12 protein-coding genes, 3 rRNA genes and 1 riboswitch are annotated in these 18,210 nt (G+C 53.5%); of the genes, 2 read left to right on the top strand and 13 right to left on the bottom strand.

The features are described from left to right. Positions 1–328: 328 nt before the first annotated feature. From purB to MKX42_RS31055, 7 genes are all read right to left on the bottom strand, one after another. The gene (purB, locus tag MKX42_RS31025; RefSeq protein WP_209992051.1) at positions 329–1,624 is read right to left on the bottom strand and encodes an adenylosuccinate lyase; all 1,296 of its coding nucleotides are present in this window, start codon (positions 1,622–1,624) and stop codon (positions 329–331) included. 6 nt (positions 1,625–1,630) lie between these two features. Then, entirely contained in the window at positions 1,631–2,974 is a 1,344-nt protein-coding gene (purK, locus tag MKX42_RS31030; protein WP_340757218.1) for a 5-(carboxyamino)imidazole ribonucleotide synthase, read from the bottom strand. Continuing rightward, positions 2,971–3,456: a 5-(carboxyamino)imidazole ribonucleotide mutase gene (purE, locus tag MKX42_RS31035; RefSeq protein ID WP_036693310.1), complete on the bottom strand. Its 486-nt coding sequence runs from the start codon at positions 3,454–3,456 to the stop codon at positions 2,971–2,973. Before purE ends, purK begins: the two co-directional genes overlap by 4 nt. A gap of 242 nt (positions 3,457–3,698) precedes the next feature. After that, positions 3,699–3,800: riboswitch (purine riboswitch) on the bottom strand. Positions 3,801–3,952: 152 nt separating this feature from the next. Next, a complete protein-coding gene (locus tag MKX42_RS31040) occupies positions 3,953–4,387 on the bottom strand; it encodes a universal stress protein (protein WP_209992053.1) in 435 nt (144 codons plus the stop codon). A gap of 50 nt (positions 4,388–4,437) precedes the next feature. Next, the gene (locus MKX42_RS31045) at positions 4,438–4,701 is read right to left on the bottom strand and encodes a DUF1294 domain-containing protein (protein WP_036693313.1); all 264 of its coding nucleotides are present in this window, start codon (positions 4,699–4,701) and stop codon (positions 4,438–4,440) included. Between the two features lie 79 nt (positions 4,702–4,780). Further along, positions 4,781–6,028, bottom strand: coding sequence for an MFS transporter (locus MKX42_RS31050; protein ID WP_340757221.1), 1,248 nt, complete (start codon positions 6,026–6,028; stop codon positions 4,781–4,783). Positions 6,029–6,141: 113 nt separating this feature from the next. Then, positions 6,142–8,280 carry a DNA topoisomerase III gene (locus MKX42_RS31055; RefSeq protein ID WP_340757223.1) on the bottom strand — a complete coding sequence of 713 codons (2,139 nt, stop codon included), beginning with the start codon at positions 8,278–8,280 and terminating at the stop codon, positions 6,142–6,144. 130 nt (positions 8,281–8,410) lie between these two features. Between MKX42_RS31055 and tsaA the strand changes: the two genes are divergently transcribed. Together tsaA and MKX42_RS31065 are read left to right on the top strand one after the other, a co-directional pair. Then, positions 8,411–8,854 (top strand): tRNA (N6-threonylcarbamoyladenosine(37)-N6)-methyltransferase TrmO, encoded by a 444-nt coding sequence (gene tsaA / locus MKX42_RS31060; protein WP_340757225.1) that lies wholly within the window; start codon positions 8,411–8,413, stop codon positions 8,852–8,854. A 19-nt stretch (positions 8,855–8,873) separates the two neighbouring features. Continuing rightward, positions 8,874–9,779, top strand: coding sequence for a helix-turn-helix domain-containing protein (locus MKX42_RS31065; protein ID WP_340757227.1), 906 nt, complete (start codon positions 8,874–8,876; stop codon positions 9,777–9,779). Between the two features lie 139 nt (positions 9,780–9,918). On the opposite strand, the gene MKX42_RS31070 is transcribed toward MKX42_RS31065, so the two are convergent. The 6 genes from MKX42_RS31070 to MKX42_RS31095 all read right to left on the bottom strand — a co-directional run bounded on the left by MKX42_RS31070 (position 9,919) and on the right by MKX42_RS31095 (position 17,783). After that, entirely contained in the window at positions 9,919–11,052 is a 1,134-nt protein-coding gene (locus tag MKX42_RS31070) for a DUF4179 domain-containing protein (RefSeq protein ID WP_340757229.1), read from the bottom strand. Then, positions 11,027–11,701, bottom strand: coding sequence for an RNA polymerase sigma factor (locus MKX42_RS31075; RefSeq protein ID WP_340757231.1), 675 nt, complete (start codon positions 11,699–11,701; stop codon positions 11,027–11,029). The genes MKX42_RS31070 and MKX42_RS31075 overlap by 26 nt, the downstream gene beginning before the upstream one ends. A 72-nt stretch (positions 11,702–11,773) precedes the next feature. Next, the gene (locus MKX42_RS31080; RefSeq protein ID WP_340757233.1) at positions 11,774–12,520 is read right to left on the bottom strand and encodes an acyl-[acyl-carrier-protein] thioesterase; all 747 of its coding nucleotides are present in this window, start codon (positions 12,518–12,520) and stop codon (positions 11,774–11,776) included. A gap of 239 nt (positions 12,521–12,759) precedes the next feature. Next, a 5S ribosomal RNA gene (rrf, locus tag MKX42_RS31085) occupies positions 12,760–12,876 on the bottom strand. A 123-nt stretch (positions 12,877–12,999) separates the two neighbouring features. Then, a 23S ribosomal RNA gene (locus tag MKX42_RS31090) occupies positions 13,000–15,925 on the bottom strand. Positions 15,926–16,222: 297 nt separating this feature from the next. Beyond that, a 16S ribosomal RNA gene (locus MKX42_RS31095) occupies positions 16,223–17,783 on the bottom strand. Together the 16S, 23S and 5S rRNA genes form the textbook arrangement of a ribosomal RNA operon. Between the last annotated feature and the right edge of the window lie 427 nt (positions 17,784–18,210).

Genomic DNA, 18,210 nt, shown 5'->3' on the forward strand with positions numbered 1-18,210 from the left:
AATTGACTACACCTTCGGGTTAATAGGGTCACTGCGGAAATTTTGGACTTCCGATCGCTGTTATGGTCATATTTCTCTGATTTAACCACAGGCTGTGGTAGAAATCTGACCATAGCATATGCTTCCGTAGCGAGCTTTCCTTCGGAAAGCTTTCAGGCGAACGCTTCGCTTCTTCCAGTTCCAAAATTCCTCTCCGTTCCTCCTTTGACCCTAATAGCTAATCTTACTCCCCTGTTGCTTCGCTTCCAGGGAACAAACATCCCCGTCGCTCCGCCCAACTCTTCTCCAGCTCATCAGTTCACCACTGACTTACCTTTTTTTAAAAAAATCAGATTAGTTCCAGCTTGCGGAAGATGGTGTCTACATGCTTGAGATGCCAGGTAGGATTGAACGCATCCTCGATCTCCTCCGCACTAAGCACGGCAGTGATTTCCGGGGTGGCTTCCACGATGTCACGGAACTGGGTCTGCTCCTCCCAAGCCTGCATCGCGCGCGGCTGCACGGTGTCGTACGCCTGCTCGCGGCTGAAGCCCTTGTCGATCAGCTTGGTCAGGATGCGGCCGGAGAACGGAACGCCGAAGGTACGGTTCATGTTGCGCTTCATATTCTCAGGGAATACAGTCAGGTTCTTCACGATGTTGCCGAAGCGGTTCAGCATATAGTTCAGCAGCATGGTCGCATCCGGCAGGATGATCCGTTCTACGGAAGAATGCGAAATATCACGTTCATGCCACAGCGGCACGTTCTCGTAAGCTGTCATCATATGGCCGCGGATCACACGCGACAGGCCGGAGATGTTCTCGCAGCCGATCGGGTTGCGCTTGTGCGGCATCGCGGACGAACCCTTTTGACCCTTGGCAAAAGCCTCCTCGACCTCGCGGATCTCACTCTTCTGCAAAGCGCGGATCTCGGTAGCGAACTTGTCCAGGGAAGTGGCAACCAGTGCCAGCGCCGCCATGTATTCCGCGTGACGGTCACGCTGCAGGGTTTGCGTGGAGATTGGTGCCGGGCTGGTGCCCAGCTTGCGGCAGACGAATTCTTCCACGAACGGGTCGATGTTGGCATAGGTGCCGACGGCCCCGGAGATTTTGCCGAATTGTACGCCATTGGCGGCATGACGGAAACGCTCCAGGTTCCGCTTCATTTCCTCATACCACAGCGCCATCTTCAGGCCGAATGTTGTTGGCTCGGCATGTACGCCATGGGTACGGCCCATCATCGGGGTATCCTTGTAGGCGATGGCTTTGTCTTTTAGAATCTCAATGAACCGGATAATATCCTGCTCCAGAATCTCGTTGGCCTGACGCAGCAGGTAACCCAGCGCCGTATCGACCACATCTGTCGAGGTTAGTCCGTAATGCACCCATTTGCGCTCTGCGCCAAGACTCTCGGATACGGCACGGGTAAAAGCAATCACATCATGGCGCGTTTCCAGTTCAATCTCATCAATCCGCGCGATATCGAATTTGGCATCCTTACGCAGCTTCGCGGCATCCTCATGCGGGATCACTCCCAGTTCGGCCCACGCCTCACAGGCGCAAATCTCAACCTCCAGCCACGCGTTGAATTTATTCTCTTCGGTCCAAATGGCCCGCATCTCAGGTCTGCTGTAACGTTCAATCATAGCTTGTCAGTTCCTCCAAAGGTTAGTTTGCTCTACCCAGGACAATCCGTCGCCGGTATCCTTGCAAAGCAGGTTGATATGGCCCATTTTACGGCCGGTTTTGCTCTCGGTCTTACCATATATATGAAGCTTGGGTGATACTCCAAGCCTGCTCACTTCTTCATTCGCACGGCAGGCTGCCTGAACGGCTCCGTCCAGATGCTCGCCGAGTACATTCACCATGACTACAGGAGTAAGCAGCGAGGTATCGCCCAGCGGCAGATTGCAGATCGCCCGCACATGCTGCTCGAACTGCGAGGTCACACAGGCATCCATCGTGTAATGGCCGGAATTATGCGGACGCGGCGCCAGCTCGTTGACGAACAGCTCTCCGTCCTCCGTCACGAACATCTCAACCGCCAGCAGCCCGACCGCCTCCATGCCGGAGACAATCCGTTCCGCCAGCTCGCAGGCCCGCCGCTGAATCTCCTCCGGCACCCGCGCAGGGACAATGGAGAGATGCAGGATATTGTCCACATGAATGTTCTCGGCAGGCGGGAAGCTCTTAACCTCCCCCGAGGCACTCCGGGCGGCGATGACCGAAATCTCACATTTGAAGGTGATGAATTTCTCCAGCACCAGCTCCGGTACATCTGCTTGCGCGCCCGGCGCGACCTGCCGGAATGCTGCCGCCAGCTCTTCCGGTCTGCGGATGACGGCTTGTCCCTTGCCGTCATACCCCCCTGTGGCGGTCTTCAGCACACAGGGCAGGCCCAGGGCAGCAGCCGCCGCTTCCAGCTCCGCCAGGCTGCCGACCTTGCGGTACGGGGCAACGGGCACGCCTGCCGCCTCGATGGCCGCCTTCTCGCGCAGCCGGTGCTGCGTCGTATACAGCAGCGCGCTGCCCTGCGGCACGTACGATTCCTCCGTCAGCAGCGCGGCTACGCCCGCGTCCACGTTCTCGAACTCGTACGTGATGACGTCAGAGCGCCGCGCCAGCTCGCGCGCGGCGTCCCGGTCGTTATACGCCGCAGTGATCTGCGGCGTAATCTGCCCGCACGGCGCATCCTTTGCCGGGTCCAGCGCCACGAAGCGGTAGCCCATGGCGCTGCCGGACAGCGCCATCATGCGCCCGAGCTGCCCGCCGCCGAGCACGCCGACCGTTGCGCCGGGCAGCAGCGTCCGTGGCAGTTGTGCCGCGGTCTCTTCCCGCTCCGTCTCAGCTCCGGCAGCTATTACTCTGCCTTCAGCCTTTATCGCGAGCTCCGCCCAGGCACCTTCCGCTCTGCCTTCAGCCTTCATCCCTCGCTCAGCCTTAGCCTGCTCCGCGCCACCCTCTACCCGTCCGGCCTTCAGCTCCTCCAGGCTCATAGACTCTCGCTGCTTTCCAGCACCTCTTGCTGAGTCGCCTCGCGCCGCAGCTGCACCCGCTGCGCTACCTCCGGCTCGAAGGCGCCGATGATCTGCGCCGCCAGCAGCCCCGCATTGATAGCTCCGGCGCGGCCGATTGCTACGGTCGCTACCGGGATGCCCGCAGGCATCTGCACAATCGACAGCAGCGAATCCATGCCGTTCAAGGCCTTCGACTGCACAGGTACACCAATGACCGGCAGCGTAGTTTTAGCAGCCACCATACCCGGCAGATGCGCCGCGCCGCCCGCTCCGGCGATAATGACCCGCAGGCCGCGCTCCGCCGCCTCCTCGGCATAACGGAACATCAGATCCGGTGTGCGGTGTGCAGAGACAACCTTTTTCTCATAAGCTATATCCAGCTCCTCCAGCACTTCACAGGTATGCTGCATCGTTTCATAGTCCGATTTGCTGCCCATAATGACACCTACTTGCACAGACATCGTTCACCCAGCCTTCCATTTCCGTTATAGAGATTTCTCTGATTTCAGTGTGTCCCGTTTCCTGCCAATTCCCGCATGAACCGTGAAAAATAGCCCGGACTCCAGACGCATTCTGCTGCGGGTGGACCCGGACTACTAAGGAATCAGGTGATAACGCCCGGCAGCCGCACACTCCCCGTCCTTACAGGCAGGAGAATGCAGGAACACCGCCCCGGGCTGCGGGGAGGCTATCTGCTGTCGTTCCAGTTATCCTATTTCCTCGTAGTCCGGCAATTTACGGTTACCGGGTAGAAACTTCCGGGCCCTATCCCCGGTTTTATACGAGCTCTTCATAGATTCAGTTTAACAACGCCCTACACATCATGTCAACTTAAACACGAACATTGTCATATCATGTCTGCAAATTGTTCGCTTTTGGGCATAAATGAAAATCTTATTCCCGCTAATCGGCCTAAAAAAAGGGGAACGCCGCAGCGTTCCTCTACTAAAGTTCCTATTATTTAACAACCAGCACCGGAATGCGCGCACTTTGCACCACATTATGGCTGACGCTGCCCAGAACGAATTCCCGGATACCGCCCAGCCCCCGGCTGCCGATTACTATCACATCTGCATCCTGTTCCTTGGCATAATTCAGAATAATTTCCGCAGGCGATCCCTGCAGCAATTCTACCGTAGCATTCAGACCTTCGGCTTCCAGGCGGCTTTTCACTTCATCCGTAGTCTGGACCGCGAGGTCATAATAATCCTTGTTCACCGATGCCGGCAGAGGCGCGAGAGCTTCCCCGATGAAGAACCGAGGGAATTCAAATGCGTGTACGACGTACAGGGAGGACCCTGGAGTTACCTTGGCCAGCTCAATCGCCCGTTCCAGAGCCTGATTCGAAGCCTTTGAACCGTCATAGGCAAGCAGAATTTTAGAGAATAACATTTACGCCACCTCTTTCTATTATTTACAACATTACCAAGCCCTCAAGCGGCTTACCTCAAAAAATACCCATACAGCACCATATTCAGCAGCAGCAGCAGCGGAATTCCGAGTCTGAAGGAAGTATGCCTTGTCTTGTGGCGCTTGCGGTACATGGCAATCAGCACACCCAGCGCACCGCCCATGAACGCCAGCAGAAACAATGTTTTCTCCGGCACCCGATCCCGTCTTTTCCGGGCCTTGTTCTTGTCTTCCGACATTACTACATACCCGATAATGTTGATCAGCGCGAACCACAGCAATACAACCTTGACCATCCTTCCGGCCCCTCCTCCTAGCATCCTACCCTGCTCTCTATTATATTACCCTTTCCGGCAAAAAACCAATAACCTCACATCACCGGCCCTGCAACTGCCGCTCTTTCTTGCTCCGCCCGCCTGCGGCTCCGGCCTCCCTGATCCAGAACCAGGACAGCACTGCCGCAAGCACCGCTGCCATGGCGCCCAGCCAGAAGCCTCCCCGCAGACCGTACGCCGCACTCATCCATCCCGCTACAAAAGGACCGCCGGACATGCCAATCGCATACACCGCCTGATAGAACCCCATAGCTGTCGCCCGCTTGAACGGAGCTACCCCGGAAACGGATTTCCCCAGCAGCAGCGGGAAGATCAGTCCCTGCATAAAGCCATTCCCAATCTGTGTTACACATAACGCCGCAAGCGTTGGCATCGATGGAATGAGCAGCGTGAACACCGCACTTCCGGCAAAACCAAGCATCAGCGTGCCCCGGTCCCCGAGCCACCGGCCGAACAGCCGCGCACCATAGAGGGTCGCTATCGCATGAGGCAGCATAAAAGCCAGCGTCAGCCAGCCGAGACTCCCCTTGCTCGCGCCAATATAGAGCGCCTGATTCGGCGTGTAGCCGAACATCGTAATGAACAGCACACAATGGGCCAGCACCGATAACAGCGATACTTTTACCAGCAGCGGCTCCTTCACGACACCGGCCAGATCCTTGAGCTTAATCGCGTTGCGCTTCTCCAACTGTTGCTCCGGAAGACGGACGACCAGCAGCATCGCGGCCACCGCCACAATCCCTCCGATGATGAACGGGGTATTCCAGCCGAAGTGGTCTACGATATACCCGCTGATCATCATACTGGTCAACTGGGCAATCACCGTGGTGAACTGGAGCATACCCATAGCCCTGCCCGCCTCTTCTTTCGGAAAATACCCCGCGAACATCACCGAGTAAACGACCCACGCTGATGCCGCTATCCCCGAGACCGCCCGCGCCGCCAGCGCCCAGCCCGGATGTGCCCCTGCCAGGAACAGCAGACAACTCGCCCCGCTTGCGATCAGCCCCAGATAAATGAACGGCCGCCGCCGGTTAAGCACATCTGAACCCATCCCTATCGGCAGCCGGAACAGAATCTGCATCAGGCCGTATATCCCCAGCACCGCTCCTACCATGACATAAGAAGCTCCCAGATGCTCCACATAAGGCGAGAGCACCGGAACATAGATATATGAAGAGAACCAGAACATAAAGACTATCACCAGAAAATACAACCGGCTGCTCCCCTTCGTACCCTGAGCCTCTGCCGCTTTCACCACACCTTCTATCCCTTCAGCCGCTGCCACTTCTCCACCTGCCCTACTCTATTTAGCGGAACCCTAACGCCTGATCCCGTATCAATCATCTACAGTAAAACATATCTGCCGTCCCTAGACAGCCTTACTTTGGCTTCCTGCGGCTACTTGCCCTTCTGTTTCGCTTCCATCGCAGCCTTCAGCAGATCGCCAAGATTGTTGCCGGCACTTTCCGTCTTGCTGTACTGCTGAACCAGCTTCTGCTGCTCGCGTTTGTTAATATGCTTGTGGTCCTTATCCATCGTCTCTGTAATGCCGCAGCCGAGGCACTGCACATACTTCCCGGCCTTGCCTTCCTTCATCTCCATCTTCTTATGGCACTGCGGGCAGCGGCGGTTTGACAACTGCTTCTCGCCCGCCCGGGTGTAGCCGCAGTCCTCCTTCGGACAGACCAGCAGCTTGCCGCGTTTGGTCTTCTTTTCTAACATCCTTGTTCCACACTCCGGACAATGGCTGTTAGAGACATTATGCGGCTTGTATTCCGCTCCGCTGTTCTTCACCCCGGACACCAGCTCCTGGGCCATACTCCGGATCCCCTGCAAAAAAGGCTCCGGGCGCCCTTGCCCGCGCGCAATTCTCTCCAGCTCCGCTTCCCAGCGTGCCGTCAGCTCCGGTGTGCGCAGCTGCCCAGAGACCAGCTCAATCAATTGCTTGCCCTTGCCGGTAGGATGCAGCAGATTGCCCTGCCGTTCAATTGTATCGGAGCTGACCAGCTTCTCGATGATATCCGCGCGGGTGGCCGGTGTCCCCAGCCCATGCTTCTCCATCTGCGTCAGCAGCGTGGCTTCATTATAGCGCTTCGGCGGTTGGGTCCGTCCCGGCTTGATGATGCAGCGCGCAAGCTTCACGCTATCGCCTTCCCGCAGCTCCGGCAGCTTTACATTGCCCGCTGCGGGTTCATCCCCCGCATTTTCCTCTTCGTCATCCGAGCTCATATCTCCGCCGTATACCTCACGCCAGCCTGCATCCTTGATGGTAGTTCCCTTGACATAGAAGCTTTCACCATCTACGGTTACCGTCACAGCTACGTTATCATAACGGGCCGGAGGATAGAACAGGCTAATGAACCGCCTTACGATCAGATCGTAGAGCTTCCGTTCTTCCGCACTCAGCAAATTGAGCAGCACTGTCTGCTCTGTCGGAATAATCGCGTGGTGATCGCTGACCTTGCTGTCATCGACAATCCGCTTCGTGACCGGCAGCGGCTTCCGTAGCAGCGGTCTAGCGAGGGCTGCATACGGCCCGACACCCACGCTGTCGAGTCTTTCTTTTAACGTACCCGTCATATCAGCGGTCAGATAACGGCTGTCTGTACGCGGATAAGTGACCAGCTTATGCTGTTCATACAGCTTCTGAAGCACACTTGAGGTCTGTTTGGCCGAGAAGCCGAATTTGCGGTTAGCATCCCGCTGCAGCTCTGTCAGATCATAAGCCAGCGGATGCGGCTCGCTTTTCTCACTCTTTTGCACCTTGGTGATCCGTCCGCTGCGGCCTGTAAGCTTATCCTTCAGAATGCCGGTTTTCTCTCGCTCCCAAATCCGGCCGTCCCCGCCCTGCGCACGCCAACCCGCCTGAAAATTCCCGAAATCCGCAGTCAGCAGGTCATATTCCTGGGAACGGAAGCCGGTAATCTCATTCTCCCGGTCCATAATCATTCCCAGGGTAGGTGTTTGAACACGCCCCGCAGAGAGCGGAGCGCCAAACTTGCAGGTTAAGGCCCGCGTCACATTCAGCCCGATCATCCAATCCGCCTCAGCACGGCAGCGTGCAGATTCATACAGGCGGTCGAAATCCCGTCCAGGCCGCAGAGAAGCGAAGCCCTCCTTAATGGCCTTATCCGTCTGGGAAGAGATCCACAGCCGCCGGAACGTTTTTTTCCAGCCTGCCATATTCATTATCCAGCGGGCCAGCAATTCACCCTCACGCGCCGCATCCGTTGCTACGATCAGCTCCTCAATATCCTGCCGCTTCATTAGCTGCTGCACAGCCTTATATTGCTGGCTGGTCTCGCGCAGCACCTTCAGCTTAGCCTTCTCTGGAAGAATCGGCAGATCCTCCAGCGCCCACGTTGCATATTTATTGTTATAGTCCTCAGGCTCAGCCAGGCCAACCAGATGCCCCAGCGCCCAGGTCACCACATATTTCGGACCTTCCATATAACTCTTCTGTTTATTTCCACAGCCCAGCACCCGCGCAATCTCACGGGCCACCGACGGCTTCTCTGCCAATACTAATACCTTCATCGTCCAAACCCCTCCCTGTCATCAACAACCTATTATACCATGACATACAAGTCCGCAATTATCATCAGGCCGAATTCCCTTACCTTCCGATAAACTAGAATCATCCCCCAGCCGAAAGGAGTCACAGCCAATGCCCGCCTCAGAATCGTATAATATTATACCAGTAGGAGTAGTAACGGGAACACCGCAGAACCTGCGACTTGAGATTAGACCCGAATACAGACCTGCCTTGAAGGGGTTAGATGCTTTCAGCCACTGCCAGATCCTGTGGTGGATTCATGAGTTTGCAGAAGATTGCTTCCGGCAAACTATGCAAATCGAGCCTCCCTATAATGCGCCGGTAAGCGGTGTTTTTGCGACCCGGTCTCCGGTCCGCCCTAATCCGATTGGACTTACGGTTGCCCATATTCTATCCGTTGACCTGGATCAGGGAATTGTTGAAGTCAGCGGACTGGATGCCTATCCGGGAACGCCCGTACTTGATATCAAAGCTTATTTCCCCTCCACCGACCGTGTCCGTCAGGTTAGAGTGCCCGCGTGGGCTGCCTCATGGGGAGAGTGGACTGTAGAGTAACCATAAAGGAGAGGACTTCATGAAAAACAGACAGCTTATTCTGCAGGCCACCCAATATATTGAATCGAATCTGAAGCAGCCGCTGTCTGTTCTGGACCTCTCCAGAGAGGCTGGGTATTCCTTGTTCCACTTCATCCGCCTGTTTCAAGGGGTTACCGGACTCACACCGGGCGACTATATTGCAAGAAGGAGGATTTCCGAGGCGGCCAGGGATATTCTAGACAGACCCGAGCGGACCTTTCAAGAGATCTCATTGGACTATGCTTATAATGATTACGAGACCTTCACCCGGGCCTTCAAAAGACTGCTGCACACTACTCCCACCCATATCCGCCACAAGTCTAACCCGGACATCCCTCTGCTGCTTCATCCCTTACAGCCGGCTGATTTACCACATTGGTCAGACCAGAAGGGCGCCTCTCCTGACCTGATTGAGCTTGGTGCAATCAGACTTCAGGGGCCATTCATTACCGTTATGCAAGATCAGTCGGTCATCGGATCCGCATGGGAGCAGCTGTTCAGCAGCCTTTCTGCTATCCCGGACCGCAAGCTTCCAGAACAATATTACCAGGTAGGCTACTGGCCGGATAACTATGAGAATCAGGGAATCTCCTTTCACATTGCCTGCGAATTGAATACCCTAGCATCTGTATGTGCCGGCACTACCGTTCAGTCGAGCTGCGAACAAACAGGCACCAATTTAACAACTCATACTTTGCCGCCAGCACGTTATCTTAGATTTAAGCATACAGGGCCGTCCGCCGAAGTTTCTGCCACTTACAAATATATCTATGGCGTTTTTCTGCCGAGAACCGATTACCGTCTGAACCTCTCTTATGAATTTGAATCCTACGGCCAGGGCTATCTGGGCCCCTACCATCCGAACTCCGTAAGTGAAATCTACATCCCGTTAACGTTGCTCTAATCAGCAAAATAACCCCACAAAGTGGGGCTTTAGCTTCGATGATGACTCAGGTATTTTTCAAAAAAGCCCGCATCTGCACAGCAGACGCGGACAAGGGCTCAGCCTATCTTACCCATTCCCGTTTTCACGGTTCTCGGGTTCATGGAATCACTATAGTGCTCTCAAGGTCCTTATGATAAGTTCTCACCGGTTTCCCATTGTCATCCAACAAGAGCTTCAGCTCATTATCCAAAGTGAATGTATACGGTCTGACCGTAATCGTCTTGGGTGGTTGCGGGAAGATATTGTACAGACTATCCACAATAGGATGCTGAACGGCCTTCCTCAAGGCATATCCTTGGGCGGAAGTAGCCACATTACCGGCATCATCCACAAGCTCATAGAATACCTCCGTTGGACCATATTCCCCTGTCTGCTCAGGTGATGCAGGCACTTCCCCTTCACTGGTGATGATCATCCTCATGGCAGCAGGCGTGATGTCCAGACTCTTTACTTTATAATAGAAGGAGTCTTTGCTCGCCCCCTGGCCCGGGGTAAGGTTGATGATTCCTTCCGCAAGTTTCTTCACCGTTACCTGGAACTCAAACGGCTCGGCGATCTGGGCAACCGGTACGCGGATATTTACCTTGAATTCGTCTCCGAGAGCTGATGTATTCCACAATTCTCTCATTTCCAATAAAAGGGTGTTTGGTTGTCCCTGTACGTCTCCTGTAGAAGAAGAACCGAAGCCGAGACTCTCCCCAGATTCCAGGGTAACTTCCGGCAACCCTAGCAGCCCTTTGGTCGATTGGTCAAACTCATCGGTTTTAAAGTTCGTAATCTCCGCCAGCACCCGCTCATCCGTTACTCCAGCTCTTTCAAATCCAATGGCCAGCTGAATTCCGTCATAGAATACTTCCGTAACACTTAACGTCACTCCATCTTTGGTAACACTCATATTAGGCGATGTGGTCAGACCCTGTTCAGCGGCCAATTTCAGACCCGGGTTGTCCGTGTGCTTGAATATACTGCTGAACACGGGCAATTGACTCAATGTATCGGCCCATACCGGGGAGATGAATCCTGCAGTTATCGTACCTAACCCTATCACTACAGCTATGCTTGCGGCTGCCAGCGTCTTTTTAAGCAATTTATTTCCTCCTCTGGTCTCCAAATATTCGATCCGGTTCATAATCTGCTCATTATAGCTATCTACAGGAAGCTCTACTCTTCCGACGCTGCTGCGAAAACGTTCCAGCATTTGCTTCTCAGTTTGATTCTGCCACTTCTCCATGAGCACACCCTCCCTTTTCATCCGCTTTTTGCTGAATCAGTTTTTTACGGAGCCGTTCATATTTTTTGCGCAGCGCCGCCGAACTGCTTCCGGTAATCATTGAGATCTCTTCGAAGCTGTATTGTTCAATGACACGAAGGATTAATAGCCCCCGCTCTTCCGAAGTGAGATTTTCAAAAATCCGGTCTACCGGCGACTCCTCCGGCAACGCTTGTGGATGCGTCATCAGTTGCAGCTTATAAAGGGACAGCAACCGGCTGCGGCGCTTACGCCTGCGAAGCTGGTCCAGGCAATGATGATAAGCCACCTTATATAGCCAGGCAGAAAAAGAAACCCGCCGTTCATAACGCCCAAGCTGCTGATACACCTTAACGAATATATCCTGCACAGCATCCTCCGCTTCTTCACGGCTCCTTAGGAGATAGTAACAATACGTGTAAATCTTTCTTTCATATTCCGTAATTATTGTTGTAAAAGCTTGCCTGTCACCTGCATGTACCTGATGAATGGCTTCTTCAATCTTATTTGGATTCATTGGGCCCCCGGGGTTGCCTTGCTCCAAAGAAATCACCTCCATTTTCCTTTTACACCTGTATAACGAATGACAATTGTGTATTTGTGACATATAAGGAAATAGCAAATATGACAAAAGACAGTTCCCCTGAAATTCGAGTAACTGTCTAGATTTAACGCTATGTAAGCCTCTCTCTCAGACATCAATCTATCTTCTAAGCTTCAGGCAAGCTTCAAAAAAGATCCGCCCCCCGCCTTGCCCGCGCACATATACCCCTTCTTCAGTCAGAGAAGAACGCATAACACTGATCTCCTCACCATACTTGGCTTCCTGGACATAGGTGATATGAAGCCCCGTAAGCTCTAACTCCTCCCACTCCTCCAGCGCCAGAGCATCACAGCATAAATCTGCATAGCGCGCATTGTTAAGATGTTTATTGTTATCCAGCCCGCTATATCTTACCTGATAACGGTAAACCTCTTGCAAGGGAAGCTCTGATGGAATAATCACTTTATCCGGCAGACTGCCTACGGAATCTTCTACATACGGCTCGACAACAATAGGTAAGGCTGACGGACGCAAAATTCTCCGCTTCCCGATATCCACAAGCGCCCAGATCGAGCGCGCCGAAGCAAACTCTACACCTTGGGCATCATAGATCCGGTAATCCCGCTGCCAGAGCGGTCCTTTGTTTCCTTTACTCCAGGTGTGTACATCAAGAAGCTCGCCCGGGGATGGGAGACGCTGCAGATTCAGATCAAGCGTGATGACCATCCAGCCCATTCCCGCCTTGAGCATACTCTCCATACTTAGCCCCAGACTGCTTACAGCCGAATCCGCAGCACGCTGCATGATATCCAGCAGGAAGGAGAGCTTGCCCCTTGACCGGTAATCCGTATCACTTGCTTGAACCCTGAACTGCTCTGTCCACAAAAAACTGCTGTGCTTGTCCATAACTTTTGGCTCCTTCCCTGTCTATCCCCAATTCACCGTGCCTATCCACATTATTTTACCGGATATCCACATCATTTGGGGAGAAGTATCAAAAAAACTAAATCTATCCACATGTGTATAACTATACGCGACTTGTAAGAAGACCTGGAACCTACTCACAACCTACTCACAAGCTGTCCACAAGGCTTCCCCGAAAATACAAAAAGACCACTGTCGAAGAATCAACAGTGGTTTTGTGTGCTTGGCAACGTCCTACTCTCCCAGGACCCTTCGGTCCAAGTACCATCGGCGCTGGAGGGCTTAACGGTCGTGTTCGGGATGGGTACGTGTGGAACCCCTCCGCTATCGCCACCAAACATGATTTTTCGAAGCCTACGCTTCTCGAAATCGCTACAGAAAATATCAAACCATCGGTTTAACATCCTGCCAGGCTTGATCGCCTGAAAACTGAATCCGAAACGAATCTGCGTGTTATAAATTTGGATAAGCCCTCGACCGATTAGTATTGGTCAGCTCCATGCATTGCTGCACTTCCACCTCCAACCTATCTACCTCGTCGTCTTCAAGGGGTCTTACATACTGGGAAATCTCATCTTGAGGGGGGCTTCACGCTTAGATGCTTTCAGCGCTTATCCCGTCCGTACGTAGCTACTCAGCCATGCTCCTGGCGGAACAACTGATGCACCAGCGGTACGTCCATCCCGGTCCTCTCGTACTAAGGACAGCTCCTCTCAAATTTCCTGCGCCCACGACAGATAGGGACCGAACTGTCTCACGACGTTCTGAACCCAGCTCGCGTACCGCTTTAATGGGCGAACAGCCCAACCCTTGGGACCTACTTCAGCCCCAGGATGCGATGAGCCGACATCGAGGTGCCAAACCTCCCCGTCGATGTGGACTCTTGGGGGAGATAAGCCTGTTATCCCCAGGGTAGCTTTTATCCGTTGAGCGATGGCCCTTCCATGCGGTACCACCGGATCACTAAGTCCGACTTTCGTCCCTGCTCGACTTGTAGGTCTCGCAGTCAAGCTCCCTTATGCCTTTGCACTCTGCGAATGATTTCCAACCATTCTGAGGGAACCTTTGAACGCCTCCGTTACTCTTTAGGAGGCGACCGCCCCAGTCAAACTGCCCGCCTGACACGGTCCCCGTACCCGATGAGGGCACTAGGTTAGAACCTAGATACGATCAGGGTGGTATCCCAACGGCGCCTCCGCAGAAGCTTGCGCTCCTGCCTCTACGGCTCCCACCTATCCTGTACAGATCGTACCCAAATTCAATATCAAGCTGCAGTAAAGCTCCATGGGGTCTTTCCGTCTTGTCGCGGGTAACCTGCATCTTCACAGGTATTAAAATTTCACCGGATCTCTCGTTGAGACAGCGCCCAAGTCGTTACGCCATTCGTGCGGGTCAGAATTTACCTGACAAGGAATTTCGCTACCTTAGGACCGTTATAGTTACGGCCGCCGTTTACTGGGGCTTCGGTTCACAGCTTCGGATTGCTCCTAACCGCTCCCCTTAACCTTCCAGCACCGGGCAGGCGTCAGCCCGTATACTTCGCCTTGCGGCTTCGCACAGACCTGTGTTTTTGCTAAACAGTCGCTTGGGCCTTTTCACTGCGGCCCCCTCGGGCTATTCACCCTACCGAGGCACCCCTTCTCCCGAAGTTACGGGGTCATTTTGCCGAGTTCCTTAACGAGAGTTCTTCCGCGCGCCTTAGAATTCTCTTCTCGCCTACCTGTGTCGGTTTGCGGTACGGGCACCTTCTCCTGACTAGAGGCTTTTCTTGGCAGTGTGAGATCATGACCTTCGCTACTATAATTTTCGCTCCCCATCACAGCCCAGCCTTACGATGTGCGGATTTGCCTACACACCAGCCTCACTGCTTAGACGGACATCCATCAGTCCGCGTCACTACCCTCCTGCGTCACCCCATCGCTCATAGCGGATTACGGTGGTACAGTAATTTCAAACTGTTGTCCTTCGACTACGCCTTTCGGCCTCGCCTTAGGTCCCGACTTACCCTGAGCGGACGAGCCTTCCTCAGGAAACCTTGGGCTTTCGGCGGATCAGATTCTCACTGATCTTTTCGTTACTCATACCGGCATTCTCACTTGTATGCTGTCCAGCGCTCCTTACGGTACACCTTCAACCCACATACAACGCTCCCCTACCCCAGATGCAACGCATCTAGCCATAGCTTCGGTGGTGTGTTTAGCCCCGTTACATTTTCGGCGCAGAGTCACTCGACCAGTGAGCTATTACGCACTCTTTCAATGGTGGCTGCTTCTAAGCCAACATCCTGGTTGTCTGTGCAACTCCACATCCTTTCCCACTTAACACACACTTGGGGACCTTAGCTGATGGTCTGGGCTGTTTCCCTTTTGACAATGGATCTTAGCACTCACTGTCTGACTCCCGGCAAGAAGTTAATGGCATTCGGAGTTTGACTGAGCTTGGTAACCCTTGCGGGCCCCGCACCCAATCAGTGCTCTACCTCCACCACTCCATTCACCGAGGCTAGCCCTAAAGCTATTTCGGGGAGAACCAGCTATCTCCGAGTTCGATTGGAATTTCTCCGCTACCCCCACCTCATCCCCGCATTTTTCAACATGCGTGGGTTCGGGCCTCCAGTGCGTGTTACCGCACCTTCACCCTGGACAGGGGTAGATCACACGGTTTCGGGTCTACGTCCACATACTTAGTCGCCCTATTCAGACTCGCTTTCGCTGCGGCTCCGGCTTCTCACCTTAACCTTGCATGTTAAACGTAACTCGCCGGTTCATTCTACAAAAGGCACGCCATCACCCATAGAAAGGGCTCTGACTTTTTGTAAGCACACGGTTTCAGGTTCTATTTCACTCCCCTTCCGGGGTGCTTTTCACCTTTCCCTCACGGTACTGTTTCACTATCGGTCGCCAGGTAGTATTTAGCCTTAGCAGATGGTCCTGCTGGATTCATACGGGGTTTCACGTGCCCCGCACTACTCGGGATCCGTCTCGGAGAGAACACAGTTTAGGCTACAGGGCTTTTACCTCTATCGCGGGCCTTTCCAGACCTCTTCGCCTACCATATTCCTTTGTAACTCCATGTGAGACGTCCCACAACCCCAAGAGGCAAGCCCCTTGGTTTAGGCTGTTCCGCGTTCGCTCGCCGCTACTGACGGAATCACTATTGTTTTCTCTTCCTCAGGGTACTTAGATGTTTCAGTTCCCCTGGTCTGCCTCTGCGTATCCTATGTATTCAGATACGAGTAACTGCGAATTACCACAGCTGGGTTTCCCCATTCGGACACCCCCGGATCAAAGCTTGCTTACAGCTCCCCGAGGCAGTTTCGTTGTTCGCCACGTCCTTCGTCGGCTCCTGGCGCCTAGGCATCCTCCGTGTGCTCTTAATAGCTTAACCAACGTTCCGGTGTTTTGCTTGTTTGCACAATCAAAAACCTTCACTTAGCATCACTAAAATATTGAAACTTGTTTACACAAGTTCAGCTTAAAGGAATGTTCTAAAACGCAAATTCGTTTCGGTATCCAGTTTTCAAGGATCAAGTTGCTGTAAGTTCGGGTCGATCACAACAGTGACGATCGAAGTTACAGCCGGTTGAGAGTTTGAGCTCTCAAAACTGACCAACGAGTGAGTAGCTAGCCGACCGGCTAGATTTAAGATTTGAATGTCTTCATTGCAGAAGACAATTCTCCATAGAAAGGAGGTGATCCAGCCGCACCTTCCGATACGGCTACCTTGTTACGACTTCACCCCAATCATCTACCCCACCTTCGGCGGCTGGCTCCCTTGCGGGTTACCCCACCGACTTCGGGTGTTGTAAACTCTCGTGGTGTGACGGGCGGTGTGTACAAGACCCGGGAACGTATTCACCGCGGCATGCTGATCCGCGATTACTAGCAATTCCGACTTCATGCAGGCGAGTTGCAGCCTGCAATCCGAACTGAGACCGGCTTTGCTGGGATTGGCTCCACCTCGCGGCTTCGCTTCCCGTTGTACCGGCCATTGTAGTACGTGTGTAGCCCAGGTCATAAGGGGCATGATGATTTGACGTCATCCCCACCTTCCTCCGGTTTGTCACCGGCAGTCACTCTAGAGTGCCCAGCTCAACCTGCTGGCAACTAAAGTCAAGGGTTGCGCTCGTTGCGGGACTTAACCCAACATCTCACGACACGAGCTGACGACAACCATGCACCACCTGTCTCAACTTTCCCCGAAGGGCACCTGATGCATCTCTGCTTCGTTAGTTGGATGTCAAGACCTGGTAAGGTTCTTCGCGTTGCTTCGAATTAAACCACATACTCCACTGCTTGTGCGGGTCCCCGTCAATTCCTTTGAGTTTCAGTCTTGCGACCGTACTCCCCAGGCGGAGTGCTTACTGTGTTAACTTCGGCACCAAGGGTATCGAAACCCCTAACACCTAGCACTCATCGTTTACGGCGTGGACTACCAGGGTATCTAATCCTGTTTGCTCCCCACGCTTTCGCGCCTCAGCGTCAGTTACAGCCCAGAAAGTCGCCTTCGCCACTGGTGTTCCTCCACATATCTACGCATTTCACCGCTACACGTGGAATTCCACTTTCCTCTTCTGTACTCAAGTCACCCAGTTTCCAGTGCGACCTCAGGTTGAGCCCAAGGTTTAAACACCAGACTTAAATAACCGCCTGCGCGCGCTTTACGCCCAATAATTCCGGACAACGCTTGCCCCCTACGTATTACCGCGGCTGCTGGCACGTAGTTAGCCGGGGCTTTCTTCTCAGGTACCGTCACTCCGGCAGCAGTTACTCTACCGGACGTTCTTCCCTGGCAACAGAGCTTTACGATCCGAAAACCTTCATCACTCACGCGGCATTGCTCCGTCAGGCTTGCGCCCATTGCGGAAGATTCCCTACTGCTGCCTCCCGTAGGAGTCTGGGCCGTGTCTCAGTCCCAGTGTGGCCGTTCACCCTCTCAGGTCGGCTACGCATCGTCGCCTTGGTGGGCCGTTACCCCACCAACTAGCTAATGCGCCGCAGGCCCATCCCCAAGCAGCAGATTGCTCCGCCTTTCATTCTCTCCTCAGGAGAAAAAAGAAATTATCCGGTATTAGCTACCGTTTCCGGTAGTTATCCCAGGCTTGAGGGCAGGTTGCCTACGTGTTACTCACCCGTCCGCCGCTAAATCTGAAAGGAAGCAAGCTTCCTCTCAGACTCCGCTCGACTTGCATGTATTAGGCATGCCGCCAGCGTTCGTCCTGAGCCAGGATCAAACTCTCCAATTAGGACGCTTACGAAGTAAGCGTCACCTGCAATCTCTTCGGTCCAGCTCAGCTGAGCGGACGAAGAGATTGCAGTATAGAAAGAGCGATTGCTCATTTTGAAACATCTGACGAGAATTGTTACATTCTCTAATTTGGATCTCACCGAAGTGATTTCCAGGTACTCACTCGTTGTTCAGTTTTCAAAGATCAAGCTCGTCGTCAGCGCCGCTCACCGCGTCACCAGCAACTCTTATAATATATCACGTTCATCCGAGCAATGCAAGCTTTATTTTTGAAATCACTTATTTAAGTAATCTCTCATTTCCTTTGCCGCTCCAACAACGCTTATTTATAATAACCTATCCTTCTATTAAAAAGCAACCTTTATATAAATAAAAATAACCCACTTAATGATTAAGCGGGTTATTCTCAGGAAATGCTATAGTTC

The organism is Paenibacillus sp. FSL R7-0204, assembly GCF_038002225.1.
Taxonomy (GTDB): Bacteria; Bacillota; Bacilli; order Paenibacillales; family Paenibacillaceae; genus Paenibacillus_AQ.